The 17,138-nt window shown below is 51.1% G+C and carries 18 protein-coding genes; 1 reads left to right on the forward strand and 17 read right to left on the reverse strand.

What is annotated here, in order from left to right:
- The 10 genes from M3200_RS05520 to M3200_RS05565 form a co-directional block, all read right to left on the reverse strand.
- Window positions 1–587 (reverse strand): SDR family NAD(P)-dependent oxidoreductase (locus M3200_RS05520; RefSeq protein WP_288178169.1); only part of this gene is annotated, 587 nt, incomplete at its 3' end.
- 58 nt (window positions 588–645) lie between these two features.
- Window positions 646–1,524, reverse strand: a complete 879-nt coding sequence (gene galU / locus M3200_RS05525) for a UTP--glucose-1-phosphate uridylyltransferase GalU (protein ID WP_022382550.1) — start codon at window positions 1,522–1,524, stop codon at window positions 646–648.
- Window positions 1,525–1,547: 23 nt separating this feature from the next.
- Window positions 1,548–3,005 (reverse strand): undecaprenyl-phosphate galactose phosphotransferase WbaP, encoded by a 1,458-nt coding sequence (gene wbaP / locus M3200_RS05530; RefSeq protein WP_022382551.1) that lies wholly within the window; start codon window positions 3,003–3,005, stop codon window positions 1,548–1,550.
- Between the two features lie 92 nt (window positions 3,006–3,097).
- Window positions 3,098–4,207, reverse strand: a complete 1,110-nt coding sequence (locus M3200_RS05535) for an MGDG synthase family glycosyltransferase (RefSeq protein WP_022382552.1) — start codon at window positions 4,205–4,207, stop codon at window positions 3,098–3,100.
- A gap of 387 nt (window positions 4,208–4,594) precedes the next feature.
- Window positions 4,595–5,548 carry a poly(ethylene terephthalate) hydrolase family protein gene (locus M3200_RS05540; RefSeq protein WP_022382553.1) on the reverse strand — a complete coding sequence of 318 codons (954 nt, stop codon included), beginning with the start codon at window positions 5,546–5,548 and terminating at the stop codon, window positions 4,595–4,597.
- Window positions 5,545–6,507, reverse strand: a complete 963-nt coding sequence (locus M3200_RS05545; RefSeq protein WP_022382554.1) for an alpha/beta hydrolase — start codon at window positions 6,505–6,507, stop codon at window positions 5,545–5,547. Before M3200_RS05545 ends, M3200_RS05540 begins: the two co-directional genes overlap by 4 nt.
- A gap of 24 nt (window positions 6,508–6,531) precedes the next feature.
- Window positions 6,532–7,098, reverse strand: a complete 567-nt coding sequence (gene folE, locus M3200_RS05550; RefSeq protein WP_022382555.1) for a GTP cyclohydrolase I FolE — start codon at window positions 7,096–7,098, stop codon at window positions 6,532–6,534.
- A gap of 2 nt (window positions 7,099–7,100) precedes the next feature.
- Complete coding sequence (gene queE, locus M3200_RS05555; protein ID WP_022382556.1) at window positions 7,101–7,784, reverse strand: putative 7-carboxy-7-deazaguanine synthase QueE; 684 nt, start codon at window positions 7,782–7,784, stop codon at window positions 7,101–7,103.
- Window positions 7,774–8,103: a 6-carboxytetrahydropterin synthase QueD gene (gene queD / locus M3200_RS05560; RefSeq protein ID WP_022382557.1), complete on the reverse strand. Its 330-nt coding sequence runs from the start codon at window positions 8,101–8,103 to the stop codon at window positions 7,774–7,776. Before queD ends, queE begins: the two co-directional genes overlap by 11 nt.
- A 17-nt stretch (window positions 8,104–8,120) precedes the next feature.
- Window positions 8,121–9,080: a 7-cyano-7-deazaguanine synthase gene (locus tag M3200_RS05565; RefSeq protein WP_288178170.1), complete on the reverse strand. Its 960-nt coding sequence runs from the start codon at window positions 9,078–9,080 to the stop codon at window positions 8,121–8,123.
- Between M3200_RS05565 and M3200_RS05570 the strand changes: the two genes are divergently transcribed.
- Window positions 8,976–9,278 carry a hypothetical protein gene (locus tag M3200_RS05570; RefSeq protein ID WP_022382559.1) on the forward strand — a complete coding sequence of 101 codons (303 nt, stop codon included), beginning with the start codon at window positions 8,976–8,978 and terminating at the stop codon, window positions 9,276–9,278. The two genes, M3200_RS05565 and M3200_RS05570, sit on opposite strands and share 105 nt — an antisense overlap.
- 70 nt (window positions 9,279–9,348) lie before the next feature.
- Here the strand turns inward: M3200_RS05570 and M3200_RS05575 are convergent, their stop codons facing one another.
- The 7 genes from M3200_RS05575 to M3200_RS05605 form a co-directional block, all read right to left on the reverse strand.
- Window positions 9,349–10,278, reverse strand: a complete 930-nt coding sequence (locus tag M3200_RS05575) for an alpha/beta fold hydrolase (RefSeq protein ID WP_022382560.1) — start codon at window positions 10,276–10,278, stop codon at window positions 9,349–9,351.
- A 231-nt stretch (window positions 10,279–10,509) separates the two neighbouring features.
- On the reverse strand, window positions 10,510–11,295 hold the full coding sequence (gene trpA / locus M3200_RS05580; protein WP_022382561.1) for a tryptophan synthase subunit alpha: 786 nt from the start codon (window positions 11,293–11,295) through the stop codon (window positions 10,510–10,512).
- Window positions 11,288–12,478 carry a tryptophan synthase subunit beta gene (trpB, locus tag M3200_RS05585; protein WP_108850639.1) on the reverse strand — a complete coding sequence of 397 codons (1,191 nt, stop codon included), beginning with the start codon at window positions 12,476–12,478 and terminating at the stop codon, window positions 11,288–11,290. The genes trpA and trpB overlap by 8 nt, the downstream gene beginning before the upstream one ends.
- Window positions 12,479–12,483: 5 nt before the next feature.
- A complete protein-coding gene (trpCF, locus tag M3200_RS05590; protein ID WP_022382563.1) occupies window positions 12,484–13,899 on the reverse strand; it encodes a bifunctional indole-3-glycerol-phosphate synthase TrpC/phosphoribosylanthranilate isomerase TrpF in 1,416 nt (471 codons plus the stop codon).
- Window positions 13,896–14,909: an anthranilate phosphoribosyltransferase gene (trpD, locus tag M3200_RS05595; protein WP_022382564.1), complete on the reverse strand. Its 1,014-nt coding sequence runs from the start codon at window positions 14,907–14,909 to the stop codon at window positions 13,896–13,898. Before trpD ends, trpCF begins: the two co-directional genes overlap by 4 nt.
- A 25-nt stretch (window positions 14,910–14,934) precedes the next feature.
- On the reverse strand, window positions 14,935–15,501 hold the full coding sequence (locus tag M3200_RS05600; protein WP_022382565.1) for an anthranilate synthase component II: 567 nt from the start codon (window positions 15,499–15,501) through the stop codon (window positions 14,935–14,937).
- On the reverse strand, window positions 15,485–16,966 hold the full coding sequence (locus M3200_RS05605; protein ID WP_022382566.1) for an anthranilate synthase component I family protein: 1,482 nt from the start codon (window positions 16,964–16,966) through the stop codon (window positions 15,485–15,487). The genes M3200_RS05600 and M3200_RS05605 overlap by 17 nt, the downstream gene beginning before the upstream one ends.
- Window positions 16,967–17,138: the final 172 nt, after the last annotated feature.

The raw sequence follows: 17,138 nt of genomic DNA on the forward strand, positions 1-17,138 counted from the left end.
ATTCCCTGTGGATCTTCCCCAATCAGACCACTTTCATGGGCCCCAATTGGATTGAAATAACGGAGCAAAATGACGGATAATTTTGGATTCGCTTTAGCGGCATCTTCAAGAATCTGTTCCATCATCACTTTGGTCCAGCCATAGGGATTGGAGCAGCTCCCTCGATGCATGGTTTCCACATATGGTGGCTTATTTTCTTCTCCATACACCGTGGCTGAAGAGGAGAAAACAAACTGATTAACGCCTGCTTCTTCCATGCAATCCAGAAGTGTCAGCGTGGTATCAATATTATTACGGTAATACTTCAGCGGAAGACGGACCGATTCCCCTACGGCCTTGAGTCCTGCAAAGTGAATTACACAGTCAATGTGATTTTCTGAAAAGATATGACGCATCTTTTCCTTATCCTTCACATCGGCTTCATAGGAATTTATTGATTTTCCTGTGATTTTTTCTACTCTGTGAACCGCTTCAGGACTGCTGTTGCTGTAGTCATCTACAATCACCACCTGGTGACCGGCATTGAGCAGTTCCACTGCGGTATGTGAACCAATATATCCCGCACCACCGGCAAGTAATACATTCATTATGTTCATACTCCTTTACTCAAAATCACACTATCTTATTATCCATATTGGAATAATATCAAGACAGATTTCTTACCACATCAGACAGATAATTTTTAAATGCCGGGCCCAGATCATCCCTGCGAAGTGCATATTCTACGGTAGCCTTAAGAAACCCCAGCTTATTGCCTGTATCATAACGCTTGCCCTTGAAATTATAAGCGTAGACATTTCCGCTGTGCGCCATAACCTTCAACGCATCGGTAAGCTGAATTTCTCCCCCTTTTCCGGGCTTCGTATGTTCAAGTATTTCAAATACATCCGGGGTAATAACATATCTTCCCAAAGCAGCAAGACAGCTGGGGGCTTCTTCTACTTTTGGTTTTTCCACCATATCTTCTACATAAACAAGGTCAGTGTCTTCCGTGGGATTCCCTTTTATGATTCCGTAGGAGGAAACCTGTTCTCTTTCAACCAGCTGACAACCCACAATAGTGCCTCCGGTTTTTTCATATTGTTCAAGCAGCTGTCCCAGGGCCGGTGTATCATCTCCGTTATACACCAGGTCATCCCCCAGAATAACTCCAAAAGGTTCCCCATCAGTAAAATCTTTAGCACAGAGTATAGCATCTCCCAATCCTCTCATGTGCTGCTGCCGAATATAATGTACTTTAATATTCGCTACTTTGCGCACTTCGTCCAGTAATTCCATCTTGTTGTGCTCAAATAAATGCTGTTCAAGTTCCGGTGATGAATCAAAGTGATCTTCAATGGCACGTTTTGCATGTCCGCTGATTATCAGTATATCTTCAATTCCACTGTCTAATATTTCTTCCACTATATATTGAATTGTCGGTTTATCTACAATAGGAAGCATTTCCTTTGGCATGGCTTTTGTTTCTGGCAAAAAACGAGTTCCAAATCCTGCCGCTGGAATGACTGCTTTACGAATTTTCAATTTTTACCCATCCTTATATCTGATTAATAAGCACCACGACTGTGAATTACTGCGAACAATGTGCGCCAGATGAGAATGATATCAAGCCATACACTCCAGTTATGAACGTACCACATATCCATGGCCACGCGCTCAGGATATGTGGTATCACTTCGACCACTCACCTGCCAGAGGCCTGTGATTCCAGGGAGTACCATGTAGTATTCTTTAATATACTGTTCATACCTAGGCACTTCTTTCTGTACAATCGGACGGGGACCTACCAGGGACATTTCCCCCTTCAGTACATTGAGAAGCTGCGGAAGTTCATCAAGACTGGTCTTTCGAAGAAAAGCACCACTTTTCGTAATACGTGGATCATTTTTCAGTTTAAAATCCCGTTCCCATTCTTCTTTTGCCTTTGGATCTGTGGCCAGAAGTTTTTCCAGTCGTTCTTTCGAATCTACGACCATAGAGCGGAATTTGTAGCAGTCGAATTCTTTTCCATCCTTGCCCACCCGGCGCTGTTTATAGATTGCCGGTCCTTGCGAATCCGTTTTTATCCATACACAAATTCCAAGAAATAATGGGAGCAGGAATAAACCTCCACTAAGCGTCAGAACAACATCAAATATCCGCTTAATAATCTGATTCAGCCGAAACGCCAGATTATTTTTAATATTTAAGAGCATAATCCGGGTGTCAAAGAAAGATTCCACTTCCACATTTGACATCGGTACGCCTACCAGATTTGGAACTACGCTCACATAGGGAACCAGTGTCTGTGCCCGATAGAGGAGATGATTCAGCTGGTCCTGTGGAAGTCCTGGTGCCGCAATGATTACATCCTGAATTCCGGTTTCAGCAATTACCTTTTCCAGATCATTAAAACCTCCAAGAATCGGATATACATCGGCATAGCGGGAAGATGGTTCAAAATCCTCAAGGAATCCGGCTACCCTATAGTTAATGAATACGTTGTTTTTTCCTTCATCAATCGCTGCATCAGCTGTCTTTCCGGCACCTACTACCAGAACAGGAATCTGAAGTCCTGGAATCCGTCGGATAATCAATGCCGTAATATATTTTTCTACCACTAAAAGAATATAGACGATGATGGCAAATAATCCCACATAAAGGCGTGATACCTGACCGGATACCTGGGTAAGGAACATGAGGATGATGGAAAATGCAATAGCCCCCAGGCAGGCTTTAAACAGTTTTTCCAACATCTGTGCACTGGTATAATGTTTGGAATATATTCCGGCAAATGCCAGCGCCAGAAGGAATACAGCAGGTGTCACTATATAGATGTATATGGCGTTTACCTGAAATATATTGCCCATCAGGAAATTTCTGATATGGAAGGCTATCCATTCGGCCAGTAAAATTCCCACATAATCTCCGCAAAGATATATGGCTTTGCTTATAAGGCGAATCAGAGAAGCACTGCGAGGCTTCTTTTTCTGTTTTCTTTCTGCATGGTTAATCCACTGCTGCATGCTTTTCTCCGTTGTTAACTAGATATACAAATTTCGACATTCTCGTTATAGTCAAATAGGTATCCCCTTTCTTTAAATTGGAGATACCTATTTCAGTTCGTATTGCTTTCCAGCATATGGTCGAGTATCTGGACAATTTCGAGTGCGCTGTCCTTTTTATCATTGCCACAGGCAAGTGCCATTTGCTTGAGTTTATCTTCATTTTTCAGCAGACCGTCGACTGTGTCCGCCAGTTCATTTTTCCTAGTCCAGACAGCACATCCCTGTTCTTCCAGATGCTGGGCGTTTGCCCGTTCCTGTCCGGGAAGGGCGTTGACCAAAACCATAGGCAGATTCATGGTCAGCGCTTCTGTACAGGTGAGCGCACCAGGTTTGGTGACGATGAGTTCACTCTTACTCATCATTTCTGCCACTTTATTGGTATAGCTGTGCAGATCCACCGGATGCCGGAGGCTTGACCGGATAGATGCCACTTCTTCATATAGATTGATATTCTGTCCCGTAGCAATAATAAACTGGCTCACGGAATCAATCTTGTCCAGACGTAGAAGAGTGTCAGTAATATTCCCCAACCCCAGACCCCCACCCATGATGAGTACGGTCCCTTTTTCTTTAGGACTTGGATTTTTCAGTTCTTCATAGAAGGATTTGCGAACTGGAATTCCCGTGGTGTGAATAATATTTCTCGGCACATTATGGGCTTCCAGTTTACGCGCCAGGTCCTCTGAAGGGACGCAGTACGCATCCAGTTGTTTGTACACCCAGAGCTGATGAATATCAAAGTCGGTAATAACTCCGAGAAGAGGGGTATTAATGTCCGCTTCCTTCTTCAGCAAATTGGCTGCACAGGCCGGAAATGGATGGGTAAACAACAGGGCATCCGGTTTCAAGGCGGTAATCAGCCTCTTCATCCGCTTTCGGAAACTCCAGGAAAGAAGACTCTGAAACGTTGCTCCTAAATGCCTGTTCTGTGAATTGCTATATAGACTATCGTACATTTCAGGGAATATACGAATCATTTTCAGGTAAGATTCTTTTAAGACGTGATCAATGGAAAGAACATCCCTGGACAGAAAATCCAGCACGCGAACCGCATCATCGGGATGAACCTGTTTGATGGTCTCCGCAATAGCCCGAGCCGCCTGAGAATGCCCCTCTCCAATAGAAGCCGTCATGATGAGAAATTTACGTTTCTTCTGCATTTTTCTCCTCATATACATTTATATATTTTAGCATAAAAGTAAGACTCTGTGCAGGAGAAGATGAGCGGAGTTCAAGGTCGGTGCAAATTCTTAAAAAATTTGCAGGTCGGCAAGAATCTATACTCTAAAAATTGTCGTGCTGCCATTTATCAAGCTTTTTAGCAGACCGGGCTTCCTTTTGTAAAAATCAAGGATTTGAAGCCAGAAATGGCAAACCATTGTCATTTCTCTGCAAGCCTTCGGCTCGGGACAGCAAAATCTTCCATTGGAAGATTTCGAGAAAAAAATTCTGCGAATAGCTTTTTATAAATTCCTCTCATCATCTCCCAAAACATTTCATTTTGTTCAGTTCCTGCATAAGATTCATCTTAGCATTTATTTATCAATTCACTTTTCAGTCTGTTTTGGCTGGGTCGTTTCCGGGGTCCTTACTTCTGCGTTGTCCCATGCGGGGTTCCTCAGGATTTCGGGGTCTTTGCCTGTGAAGACTCTTTTAGCGTAGATGTCGTCATCGAGCTGCCATCTGAGCCAGGCGGTGATGTAGGCGTCGGCGGCGGTCTGGATGTCCAGGTGGTCTGCGTCTTTTCTTCTTCCCATGGCGGCTGTCTTTGACTGGATTTTGCTGTAGTTTTCCTTCATTTCATCGAGCGGTGTGATAAGTTTCCTGTCAAGGATGCCTGTGCCGGCTGCCATGAAGACGGGGATAGTGACTTTGGACGGGTCGTAGATCCAGACGGGCAGGTGGAGTTTTTCTCCGATGGATTCCGTGACGCCTGAAACGGTGACCATGGTCTTGAATTTATCGCCGTCTTTCCCTTCAAGTGTATTGTAAGCACCGGCACCTCCCTGAGAGTAGCCTACGATGCCGATTTCCTTTTCATCGATCTGATGATAAAGAGGGCTTTTGGAATCCTGATTGGCCGCAAGGGCCTGATCGAGTGTCCATTCGGCAGAGAAGCCCGTCGCTGTCTGCGCATCCGTATTTCCTGCCACGACGAAGCCCCAGGAGGCGAGATGCCTGAAGATGGGTTCGTCCTTGTCGCAGGATCCGCCGGTGCCGTTCAGGGTGATGACGAGGGGTCGGGGCCTTTCGCGCCCTGCCTGCTGCACGGGATACCAGACTTTGTACTTGTAATTTCCATATTTCGCTTCACCGTCAGAGAGGACGACGGACTTCACCTCGTAGGGCCCGTGCCAGCGGTAGCGCTGCTCGATTTTCCCCTGGTCGTTGTACTTCATGGTGTAATCGGGGTCGATTTCGTAGGCCGCCATGGCAGGCGTGAGATAGAGTGAAGCGGCGAGACAAATGCCCGCCGCCAGAATTTTCTTTATATGTTTCATTCGTTTCCTTCCAAGGGAATTCCCTTGATGCTTTTATCTGTCCAGCCTGCATTCTTCATGAATTCACCGTCTTTTCCAAAGATGGAGGCTGCTTTTTCATCGCCAGAAAGGATCATGCGGAACCATGCTGTCATGTATGCGTCGGCGCGTGTCATGACGCGGAGGTGGTCCTCGCCTTTCATGCGTCCGATGACGGCCGGTCCTTTTGCGGCTTGATAAATGCCTTCCATGTCTTCCTTAGGAGCGAGAATGCCATTTTCGATGCCGTCTCCGCCTGAGGCGATGAATACGGGAACCGTAATCTGGGACGGGTCGTATGACCATGCAGCAGCTTTTGCTTTCTCGATGAAGGGAAGCGTCATGGGGCTTGCCAGGTACAGCGCACTGTAATGGTCCTTATTCTTCGAGATGGTCGCCTGACGGATAGCGCCGGCGCCTCCCTGGAAGTAGCCGATGCCTCCGATGTGATCCAGATCGATGCGGTCATGGAAAAGGCTTCCCTGCTTTTCGTTTTCAGAGAGCATTTTCTCGAGCGTCTTGGCCGCTGTTTCGCCGCTTCCCGAGTTCAGTGCATCGTTGCCGGCTGCAATGAAGCCCCAGGAGGCAAGGTGCTGGAGAATCGCGATAAAAGAGGTGCAGGAGAATTCCATGCCATTGGAAATGATGAGAAGCGGGTATTTCTTCCCTTCTTCCATGGATGCAGGGTACCAGACGTGAATGTTCTGGACGCCTTTGGGATCGGTATTTCCTGTCTTGAAGATTTTCTCTTCGACCTTTTCAGGACCGTCCGCCGCATATTCCATTTCGAGGGCGCCGCGGTTTCTGCTGCCGCGTCCATAGCCCGGGTGCACCGGGGTCTTCATTTCATTGGCATAGGCGTAGTCACAGAAGAGCGCAGCCGATGCGCGTCCGGAGACGAGCTTGACGGCGCGCGCGGTGAATTTCTTGAAAATATCCATAGTCGTCCTTTCCCGGTATGTCCGTTACTTGCCTGCGAGCATGAGGAATTCCTTGCGGAGTTCGATGTCTTTCTTAAAAGCACCGGAGACGGATACCGTCCTGGTGCGGGTGCCCGGCTTCTTGATGCCGCGGGCGGTCATGCAGGAGTGTTCGCCGTCGATCAGGACAGCGACGTCGTCAGAGCCCGTGACTTTCTTCATGATGTCACGGATGTCGGTGCCGATGCGTTCCTGAATCTGGAAGCGGCGGGATACGGCGTCTGCGATGCGGGCGATCTTGGAAAGTCCGATGACGCGGCCTTTCGGCATATATCCGACGGTGACTTTCATATTGTACATGAGAGCGATGTGGTGTTCGCAGTGGGAGAAGATTTCAATGTCCTTCACGACGACCATGTCGCTTTCCGGTGATTCGAAGGTCTTGTCGAATTCGCGGGCGATTTCGTCATTGGAAATGCTGCAGTACTTGAACTGTTCTTCCATCATGTCTGCGAAGCGTTTCGGCGTCTCCAGGAGGCCTTCCCTTCCGGGGTCGTCTCCGACTGCTTCAATGATGAGGCGGGCTGCCTCTTCGAGTTTCTTTCGATCCATTTTTATACGCCCCTTCTGTTCGGGTCCCAGATGATCTTGTGAAGCTGCACCTGCACCCTCACGCGGCTCAGCCGGTTTTCCCTGACATACTCTACCAATTCCGCCGGCGTGATTTTCCCCCAGACGGGAGAAACGAAGAATTCCGGATGGTCTTTTCTTTCGAAGTACGTCTTTGTGATTTTCTTCATTTCATCCAGGTCTTCCTTCGAGCCGACGACAAATTTCAACACGTCTTTTTCTTTCAGGATGGGGAAATTTTCTTTCCTCATGGATTCTTTCATGCCGCTTCCCGAGCACTTGAAGTCCATCGTGTAGAAAACGCCGGACGGGCGGTCTTCCCAAAGGGGAACGGCGCCGTTCGTTTCTATATTGATGTCATAGCCTTCTTCGGAGAGTCTTTCGCAGAGATGGCGGAGCGGATGAAGCATCGGCTCGCCGCCGGTCAGTGTGATGTTCTTCCAAGGGAAGGCGTGGATGCGGCGGATGAGTTCATCTTCCGTCAGCGCTTCCTTTGTGTCGGAAAGTTCAAGCGAGTAAGCGGTGTCGCAGTACGTGCAGCGCAGGTTGCAGCCTGCCAGTCTTACGAAAATGGCCATGCAGCCGGTTCTTTTTCCTTCGCCGTCGATGCTGTCGAAGATCTCGGTCACATGGAAAAGTCCGTCGTCATAGCGGTACTCACTTTTCATAGGTGGCCACGTTTCCTTCCGTTTCCTGTACGGATACGCGTACACAGTGCGGGATGCGGTCGCAGAGCCACTTGGCCATGTTTTCGGCGGTCGGGTTGATATCCCCCATGACGTCATTGATGAGGGCGTGGTCGAAGCGGTTCACGATTTCCTTGATCTTGCTGAAATCGACGACCATGCCGTTGTGGTCGACTTCCTCGCTCTGGACGGTGACGGTGATGATCCAGTTATGGCCATGCAGGTTCGTGCACTTGCTTTCATAATCGAGGTGCAGGTAATGCGCCCCGGATACTTCCATTCTCTTTGTTACGGTAAACATAATATTCCTTTCTCGGCTCAGAGGGCCGGGTCTTTAACGCCGTTCGCAGCAAACGCAGCTGCACGGTCTATACAGGTCCCGCAGGTTCCGCAGGGTTTCTCGCCGCCTTCATAGCAGCTCCATGTGAGTTCATAAGGTGTCTTGAGCTTAAGGCCCATAGCTACGACGCTTGCCTTGTTCAGCTTGGCGAAGGGGAATGCCAGATGGACTTTTCCGTATGTGCCGATGGAAACTGCATCTCCCATAGCTTTCAGGAATGGCTCGCTGCAGTCGGCATACGCATCGCCGGCCGCATCATCGGCATGGGCGCCGATATAAATATCTACGTCGTCGTCTTCAAAGAGGCTGGCTGCCAGCGAAGCCGCTGTGGAGAGCATCAGTCCGTTTCTGAAGGGGACGTACGTGGAAACTTTTCCTTCTCCGTTCTTCTCAATCTGCTCGGCATAGCTTTCATGCACGATTTCCTGCGTGGAGCCTTCAAGGAGCGAGCAGTTCGAATACTGGAAGAGGGAGGAAAGATCGAATTCATAATGCCGTAGGTGGTAGTATTCTGCCACTTTGCGCGCGGCCAGGATTTCTTTCTTATGTTTCTGGCCATAAAAAATAGAAGCAGTCACAACATTGTCTGCTCCCAGTCTGTCGACAGCCAGGGATACGCACGTCGTGGAATCGACGCCCCCGCTGGATAATATGATTGCCTTTTTCATCATTCCTCCTGTTTTTTTAAGTTGGTTGACAGCTGACAACTGAATATCGTATTTAACTATTATACCACGACGGGCAAGTGCAAAAAAGCAAGGGCATCCTACCGCTTCCCGCGGATTTCCTGTATAATAAAGACGTCCAATATAGTTAAGAACAAGGAGGACAATATGCAGGGCGGCGACGCAGATGAATTTATCGACTTTATGAATGACGGGGAAGCTTCCGTCAGGCACAAGAGCTATGTGTACCGTTTCTCGGGGCTGAAGTTCCATCCGGGAAGGGACACTTACAGCATCAGCATGGAGAAGTACCGCTTCACGGGCGAGCCTTTCGAAGAGTTCATGGAAATGGTGTACTACTACGAAAGTGACGACGCGGAAGATGTGCTGAACCATCTCACCGAAGATATCCTCTGGGATGGCAAGACCTTCTACGAACTGGAAAAAGCACTCACATGGATTGACTGGTGATGAAATGAAAAAAGGCTGCAGCGAGATATATCTTTCGCCGCAGCCTTTTCAAGTGCTTACTTTTAAGTTCTTACATTCCTACTGTTTCATCGAGCGGTTCTTCGCAGAAGAGTTTCATGGTGCCTTCTGCCATCTTGCCGCCTTCGTGGGCAGCGCCTTCTACGACGCCTTTCTTCCAGTTGAAGGGAACGCCGAGTTCTTCGGCTTTCTTCTGGCAGGCATCGAAGTAATGGAGGCAGCGTTCCATGCGGTTCTTGCCCTGTGCATCGGCCTCGGGGGTCGCGCGGAAAGGCTGCTCTCTGGAAACGTCCTCGCTTCCCATCAGCATGATGACGGGGAGAGCAAAGGCAGAAGCCAGATCGGCATCGGAAAGGCCGAGGCCCTTTGTGCCGTACGGGTAGCAGGTGGTATCGTCAGGCATCGTGAACCATCCCGCATTGGCGCAGACGATGGCATCGACGTCCGCTCTTCCATCAAGAAGGCTGTAGCGATGCATGAACTGGCCGCCGGCAGAATGGCCGAAAATGATGACCTTTCCCTTGGCATGGGTTCTTGCGCGGACAGCGGCAACGATATGGCTCACGGCATCGAAGGACCAGTGGTTTCTTGGCTGGATCGTTCCTTCCTCGCCTTCCTTGTCCTGCACGTTTCCTTCCTGATACCAGCGCGCGCCCGGATATTTCTTCGTCGAGAATTCAGGGCATGCGATCAGCATGTTGTACTTCACGGCAAGGCTTTCCATATGGCGTTCGAATTTCTCTGCGCGGCGTGTCACGTCCGGGAAGGAAATGAAGACGGGCTGGTCCTCGGTCCAGGTAGCCGGACGGTAGTAGTAGACCGGAATCGGATCGCGGCAGGTGCCTGTCTGTTCCGCCAGAAAACGGAAGCTCTCTCCCACGGGAAGGCGCTTCTTTTCTTTTCCTTTTTTATGTTTCGGCAGAAGATACGCCGTCAGCGCGCCTGCAGCCAGAGCCGCCAGCGCTTTTATCAATGTGCTCATGAAATGCTCCTTATCACAGGCTTTCACCTGATTGAATGATTTCTGAGAAAGTATCGCAACGCCCTCATTATACCATGAACTCATAGAAATGCTAGAGTGAAGGATTTCTATTTTTCGTTGGTCGAAAATCAGTCACTTCTCTTTATTTATATATACTTATATATAAGGAAATGGGGAATAAGAAAAAGAGCTGTGGAAGGATTCCTCCCTGCACAGCCCTTTTTATATTGCTTATTTCCCTTCTGCTTTTTCCACGCCGTCTTTCATGGAGCGGATGTATGCGGCAAGCGGCTCGTCTGCTTTGCTGCCATGCTCTTCGATGATCTTGACGATGGCGCTTCCCACGATGGCGCCGTCAGAAGCTCCCGCCATGTCTTCCGCCTGATCGGGCGTTGCAATGCCGAAGCCAACGGCGACGGGAACGTCCGTGTACTTCCTGATCGTATCGGTGATGGCTTTGACGTTCGTCGTGATTTTGCTCCTGACGCCTGTGACCCCCATGGAGGAAACGAGGTAGATGAAGCCTTCTGCATCTCTCGCAATCATGCCGACGCGGCCTTCAGAGGTCGGGGCGATGAGGGAGATGATCTTCACTCCATGCGCTCTGGCGGGTTCTGCGAGTTCTCCTTTTTCTTCATATGGCATGTCTGGAACGATGATGCCGGAGATGCCTGCCTTCTCGCAGCGGGCAAAGAATTTCTCTGCGCCGTAGACGTAGACCGGATTGAGGTAGGTCATGAAGACGAGAGGAATATCGATTTTCAGAGCGACTCTTTCTACCATGTCGAAGATCTTGTCTGTCGTGGTGCCGGCAGCAAGGGCGCGGATGGTCGCTTTCTGGATGACTTCCCCTTCTGCCACAGGATCGGAGAAAGGAATACCAATTTCAATCAGGTCGCACCCGGACTTTGCCATGATTTCTATATACCGCTCGGTATCTTCCAGACTCGGGTCGCCTGCTGTCAGGAAACCGATGAATGCTTTGTGCCCGTCGAAGGCTTTTTCTAATTTATTCATGAATGTCCACCCCTCTGTATCTTGCCATGGCTGCTACGTCCTTGTCGCCGCGGCCGGAAATGCAAATGATCATGATGTCGTCTTTCTTCATCGTCGGTGCCAGCTTGATGGCTTCTGCGACGGCATGCGCGCTTTCGATGGCCGGAATGATGCCTTCCGTCCTTGACAGGTATTCGAAGGCGTCGACGGCTTCGTCGTCAGTGATCGGCACGTATTCAGCGCGGCCGATGTCCTTCAGGTAGGAGTGTTCGGGTCCTACGCCCGGATAGTCGAGGCCGGCGGAAACGGAGTAGACCGGTGCGATCTGTCCGTATTCATCCTGCACGAAGTAGGATTTCATGCCGTGGAAGATGCCTTCGGTCCCCATCGTGAGGGTCGCCGCATGCTTTCCTGTATGGATGCCCCTTCCTGCCGCTTCGCATCCGATGAGGCGGACGCCTTCGTCCGGGATGAAATGGTAGAAGGTGCCAATGGCGTTGCTGCCGCCTCCGACGCAGGCAAGGACAGCGGCCGGGAGTTTCCCTTCCGCTTCCAGGATCTGCGCTCTGGCTTCCTTGCTGATGATGGCCTGGAAATCGCGGACGATCATCGGGAACGGATGCGGGCCGACGGCCGATCCCATGATGTAGTAGGTGTCGTCCAGACGTCTCGTCCATTCGCGGAGCGTTTCGCTGACGGCATCCTTCAGTGTCATGGTCCCGGAGGTGACGGGATGGACCTTGGCGCCGAGGAGACGCATGCGGTAAACATTCAGTGCCTGACGCTCGGTATCTTCCTTGCCCATGAAGACTTCGCATTCCATGCCGAAGAGGGCAGCGGCCGTTGCGGCAGCTACGCCGTGCTGGCCTGCGCCGGTCTCGGCAATGATTCTTGTCTTGCCCATTCTCTTGGCAAGGAGTGCCTGGCCAAGGACGTTATTGATCTTGTGGGCGCCTGTGTGGTTGAGGTCTTCTCTCTTGAGATAGATCTTCGCTCCGCCCAGGTCTTCACTCATTTTCTTGGCATAGTAGAGGAGCGAGGGGCGGCCTGTGTAATTCCTGTTCAGGTCGTCGAGTTCCTTATTGAAATCCGGATCATTCTTGTACTTTTCATACGCTTCCTCGACCTCGAGGACTGCATTCATCAATGTTTCCGGGACATACTGTCCGCCGTGCACGCCGTAGCGTCCTTCTCTTTTCGTCATACCTTTCATCCTTTCCGCAGGCCCGACCGGGCCAAAAGACGGATTACCGCCTGTATTTTCTCTTTATCTTTCATGCCGTCCGTTTCAACGCCGCTGTTCACGTCGACCGCGAAGGGCCTTGCGATGCGCGCTGCCCGGACGATATTTTCACAATTCATGCCGCCCGCCAGAAGGAATGGCTTCCTTACCGCTCTGGCGAGATTTGGATCGATGCGCTTTCCTGTGCCGCCTCTCTTCCCCATGACTTTCGCATCAAGGAGAAGGGCATCGGCCGGCGAATCGTTCCATGGAAGAATGTCTTCCTCGCTTCCTGCCCGGATGGCTTTCCAGATGGGAAGTCCTGTCCTTTCCTTCACTTCGCGGATCGTTTCAAAATCCTCATCCCCGTGGAGCTGGATGACGGAGAGATGGGTTTTCTTTGCAATGTCTGCTATGGTCTCTGCCGTTTCATTCACAAAGACGCCGACCGCCTTGATCCGTGGATCCAGCAAACTGATGAGGCCGGCCGCTTTATCGGGCGTCACCTTCCTCGGGCTTCTTGCAAAGATGAAGCCTGCGTAATCGGGAAGGGCATCGTTTAAGAAATCGATATCCCTTTCCCTTGAAATCCCGCAGATCTTGCACTGGACCCGTGGCTCTTCCCCGATGAACTCAGCAAGTTTTTCTGCCTTGTCCTCGGCCTTCATCATGGCTTCCCCGATGAGGAAATTTCGGATGCCGGCCGCAAGGAACTCTTCGATGTCTTCCCTCTTCTGTATGCCGCTTTCTGCAATGAAGAGGGTATCTTCGGGGACCAGCGAATGCAGCCTTGCTGCGCGGGTATTGTCGATGGAGAAATCACGGAGGTCTCGGTTATTGACGCCTATGATTCTTGCCCCTGCGAGGACGGCTCTCCGTATTTCTTCTTCCGTCCTTGTCTCGACAAGCGCCGAGAGGCCGAGGCCTTTGGCCGTCCGGATGAACCTTGTAAGCTCTTCATCCGTCAGAATCGAAACGATGAGGAGGATGGCCGAGGCGCCCAGGAGCTTGGATTCGTAGATCTGGACTTCGGATACGATGAAGTCTTTCCGAAGGATCGGAATCTGCACTGCGCGGGAGATTTCCTTCAGGTAGAGCCCGCTTCCAAGGAAGTAGTCCGGCTCGGTCAGGACGGATATGGCGGCCGCCCCTGCCCTTTCGTAGTCCCTGGCTATTTCAAGGTAGGGAAAGTGATCAGCGATGATGCCTTTGGAAGGCGATGCTTTCTTGACTTCGCAGATGATGTTCACGCCTTCTGCCCGGAGATTTCTCTCGAAGGGAAAATCATGGACGTCTTCATCAAGCGCTCTTGCTATCGCCGCTTCCCTGATGCCTTCGCCGTCAGCTTCTTCCAGGACCCTGGCCCGCCGCCTCGCGCCTTCTGCCAGTGTGTCGAGGATCATTGTGCCGCCTCCCTTGAGAGTCTGATGAAGCGTTCCATGAAGGCAAGGGCTTTGCCGCTGTCGATGAGGTCCGCTGCCTTCTGGATGCCTTCAGCAAGGGACATGCCCTCTGCAAGGTGGAAGCTCATGCCAGCATTCAGGAGAACTGCATTTCTCTTCGGTCCCTTTTCTCCGGAGAGGACGGCTCTTGTGATTTCTGCATTTTCCCGGCTGTCCCCGCCCTTGAGGTCGCCCGGATGCGCAAGCTCCATGCCGTAGTCACGGGGATCTAATAGGTACTTCTGGAAGAGGCCGTTCTTGAATTCGCAGACGAGCGTCCTGTCGCAGGCGGTGATTTCGTCCAGCCCGTCCATGCCGTAGACGACAGCGCCTCTCTTGACGCCCAGGTTCGAAAGGACTTTAGCCATCGGTTCGACGAGCTTTTCTTCATAGACGCCCATGAGCTGCATCGTCGCGCCGGCCGGATTTCCAAGCGGTCCCAGGATGTTGAACACGGTGCGGAAACCGAGGGCTTTCCTGACCGGGGCCGCATACTTCATGGAACTGTGGTAGACGGGAGCAAACATGAAGCACATGCCTGCTTTCTTCAAAAGCTCGGTGTTTTCCTTGCCGGTCAAAGCCAGGTTGACACCGAGCGCTTCGAGGCAGTCCGCCGCGCCGCAGCGGGAGGAAACGCTCCTGTTGCCATGCTTGGCGACGGCGACGCCACCGGATGCGATGACGAAGCCGGATGTGGTGGAAATGTTGAAGGTGTCTGCTCCGTCTCCCCCGGTCCCTACGATTTCAAAGACTTCTCCTTCATGGGAGACCGGCACGCATGCGTCTCTCATGGCTCTGGCAAATCCTGTAATTTCCCCGACGGTCTCGCCTTTCAGTGAAAGAGCAGCCAGGAAGGCGCCGATCTGCGCTTCCGATGCTTTCCCGCTCATGATTTCCCCCATGGATTCTCTCGCTGTTTCAAATGGCAGTTCGCTGCCCTTTACGATGGTTTTGATTGCTTCCTGTATCATGATAGATTCCCCCTGATTCACTCATTCACTGCTGTAAGAAATTGCTAAGTATCGTTCCGCCCTTTGGCGTCAATATGGATTCCGGATGAAACTGGACGCCGTAGACTTTTCTTTTGCTGTCTTCGACGGCCATCACCTCGCCGTCATCGGAAACGGCTGTCACCGTGAGGTCTCCCGCAATCGTTTCCGGGTCGATTGCAAGAGAGTGGTATCTGGCCCCTTCGAAGGATGTCCCGAGCCCTTCAAAGAGCGGCGTTTCTTTGATGATTTCTATGTCTGAGGATTTCCCGTGAAGGATTTCCCGAGCGCTTATGACCTTTGCCCCGTAGACTTCGCCGATCGCCTGATGGCCTAGGCAGACGCCTAATATCGGGATTTTTCCCCTGAGCTTTTCAATCACTTCTTCGTAGACGCCTGCATTTTCCGGCCGCCCCGTTCCCGGTGAAAGGATGATGTGGGAAGGATTGAGATTTTCTATTTCCTTCACGGTGAGCTCGTCGCTCCGGATGACTTTGATGTCCGAAGAAAGGCTTCCTACGAGCTGGTAGAGGTTGAAGGAAAAGCTGTCGTAATGGTCAATGAGTAAAATCATAATCCCCCGCCTCCTGTCCTTTCCTGACTGCTTCAATCATGGCTTCTGCCTTGTTCCTTGTTTCCCTGTATTCGCTCTTCGGAACGCTGTCCTTGACGATGCCTGCGCCGGCTCTCACGAATACCCGTCCCCCTTTGGCGGCTGCCATGCGGATGCCGATGCACATGTCCATATTTCCTGTGAGGCTCAGGTATCCGACGGCGCCTGCGTAGACGCCTCTAGGCGATTTCTCCATCCCGTGGAGGATTTCCATCGCCTTGATCTTTGGCGCTCCTGACATCGTGCCTGCCGGAAGCGCGGCGGCCAGGGCATCGAGCGCATCCTTTCCTTCCTGGATCGTCCCCGTGACCAAGGAGCAGAGGTGCATCACGTGGGAGAAGCGCTTCACTTTCCGAAGCTCCCTCACCCTGACGGATCCGAAGCGGCTGATCTTTCCGATATCGTTCCTTCCCAGGTCGACCAGCATATTGTGCTCGGCAAGTTCCTTCTTGTCACTGACCAGCCTTTCTTCGAGTGCTTCGTCTTCCTCGTCTGTCTTTCCCCTTGGCATCGTGCCTGCGATCGGGAAGGTTTCAAGCTCGCCGCCCGTCAGCTTGATGAGCGTCTCGGGCGATGCACCGGCGAGCTCTATGTCGTGGCCTGAAAGGTAGAACATGTAGGGCGAAGGATTGATTGTCCGAAGCACCCGGTAAGCATTGAGGAGGCTTCCTTCAAAAGCGGCGCTCCTGCCGTTGGAAAGGACGGCCTGGAAAATGTCTCCGTCATGGATCCGCTGCTGGATTTCTCTGACGAGCGCTTCGTACTCTTCTTCGGTGAACTCGTCTTTGAAATCGCTGAGGAGCTTTCCTTCCGGAATGTCCGCTTCCTTTCCATAAGCGATGAGCTCTGCCATTTCATCGAGCTCCCTCACCGCTTTTTCGTAATTCGTCTCGATCTCGCTCGTGTCGACGTTTGTGATGAGGATGATCGTTTTCCTGTAATGGTCGAATGCGATGACCTTGTCAAAAAGCATGAGGTCCGCATCGTTGAAGGAAATATCCGGTTCCTTTTCCTTCTTGAAATAGAGTTTCTTCTCCGAGTACCTCGCGTACTCATAGGCGAAGTATCCGACAAGCCCGCCGGTAAATGTTGGCATGCCCGGGATTTCCGGAGAGTGGTATTCGTGAAGGACTTTCCTGATGACGGAGGCCGGGTCGTCTGTCTCAAATGTTTCTGTGACGGCGCCCTTGACGGTCATCTTTCCGTTCTTCACGAAGAGCTCAAGCTTTGGATCATATCCCAGGAAGGAATAGCGTCCCCATCGCTCGGTATTGTCCGCGCTTTCGAAGAGGAATGCTGTCCTGCTGACTTTCTTCAGGACTCTCAATGTCCCGATGACAGTGCGGACATCTGCGAAGATTTCCTTAGCGATCGGAACTCTTCTGTAGTCTTTCGCATAGGCTTTGATTCTTTCCAACTGTTCCATCCTGTTTCTCCTTTCCGCTTCCGGATAACAAAAAAGACCCGCCCTCGACAAAAGTAAATTTGTCAAGGACGGGTCTCTATTTCAAAGTCCGGATGCCCGGTACTCATTCATATACACTCGCGGTACCACCTTAATTGGATTTCTCCCTCTCTCGCAGGGTACTAACATACCC

This window comes from Dialister sp. CAG:357 (genome assembly GCF_000435155.1).
In the GTDB taxonomy this organism is placed as follows: domain Bacteria; phylum Bacillota; class Negativicutes; order Veillonellales; family Dialisteraceae; genus Dialister; species Dialister hominis.

Coding starts and splice junctions, on each gene's coding strand:
- wbaP (WP_022382551.1), bottom strand. CDS start 3,005: ATGCAGCAGTGGATTAACCATGCAGAAAGAAAACAGAAAAAGAAGCCT.
- M3200_RS05535 (WP_022382552.1), bottom strand. CDS start 4,207: ATGCAGAAGAAACGTAAATTTCTCATCATGACGGCTTCTATTGGAGAG.
- M3200_RS05540 (WP_022382553.1), bottom strand. CDS start 5,548: ATGAAACATATAAAGAAAATTCTGGCGGCGGGCATTTGTCTCGCCGCT.
- M3200_RS05545 (WP_022382554.1), bottom strand. CDS start 6,507: ATGGATATTTTCAAGAAATTCACCGCGCGCGCCGTCAAGCTCGTCTCC.
- folE (WP_022382555.1), bottom strand. CDS start 7,098: ATGGATCGAAAGAAACTCGAAGAGGCAGCCCGCCTCATCATTGAAGCA.
- queE (WP_022382556.1), bottom strand. CDS start 7,784: ATGAAAAGTGAGTACCGCTATGACGACGGACTTTTCCATGTGACCGAG.
- queD (WP_022382557.1), bottom strand. CDS start 8,103: ATGTTTACCGTAACAAAGAGAATGGAAGTATCCGGGGCGCATTACCTG.
- M3200_RS05570 (WP_022382559.1), top strand. CDS start 8,976: ATGCAGGGCGGCGACGCAGATGAATTTATCGACTTTATGAATGACGGG.
- M3200_RS05565 (WP_288178170.1), bottom strand. CDS start 9,080: ATGGAACTTCAGCCCCGAGAAACGGTACACATAGCTCTTGTGCCTGAC.
- M3200_RS05575 (WP_022382560.1), bottom strand. CDS start 10,278: ATGAGCACATTGATAAAAGCGCTGGCGGCTCTGGCTGCAGGCGCGCTG.
- trpA (WP_022382561.1), bottom strand. CDS start 11,295: ATGAATAAATTAGAAAAAGCCTTCGACGGGCACAAAGCATTCATCGGT.
- trpB (WP_108850639.1), bottom strand. CDS start 12,478: ATGACGAAAAGAGAAGGACGCTACGGCGTGCACGGCGGACAGTATGTC.
- trpCF (WP_022382563.1), bottom strand. CDS start 13,899: ATGATCCTCGACACACTGGCAGAAGGCGCGAGGCGGCGGGCCAGGGTC.
- trpD (WP_022382564.1), bottom strand. CDS start 14,909: ATGATACAGGAAGCAATCAAAACCATCGTAAAGGGCAGCGAACTGCCA.
- M3200_RS05600 (WP_022382565.1), bottom strand. CDS start 15,501: ATGATTTTACTCATTGACCATTACGACAGCTTTTCCTTCAACCTCTAC.
- M3200_RS05605 (WP_022382566.1), bottom strand. CDS start 16,966: ATGGAACAGTTGGAAAGAATCAAAGCCTATGCGAAAGACTACAGAAGA.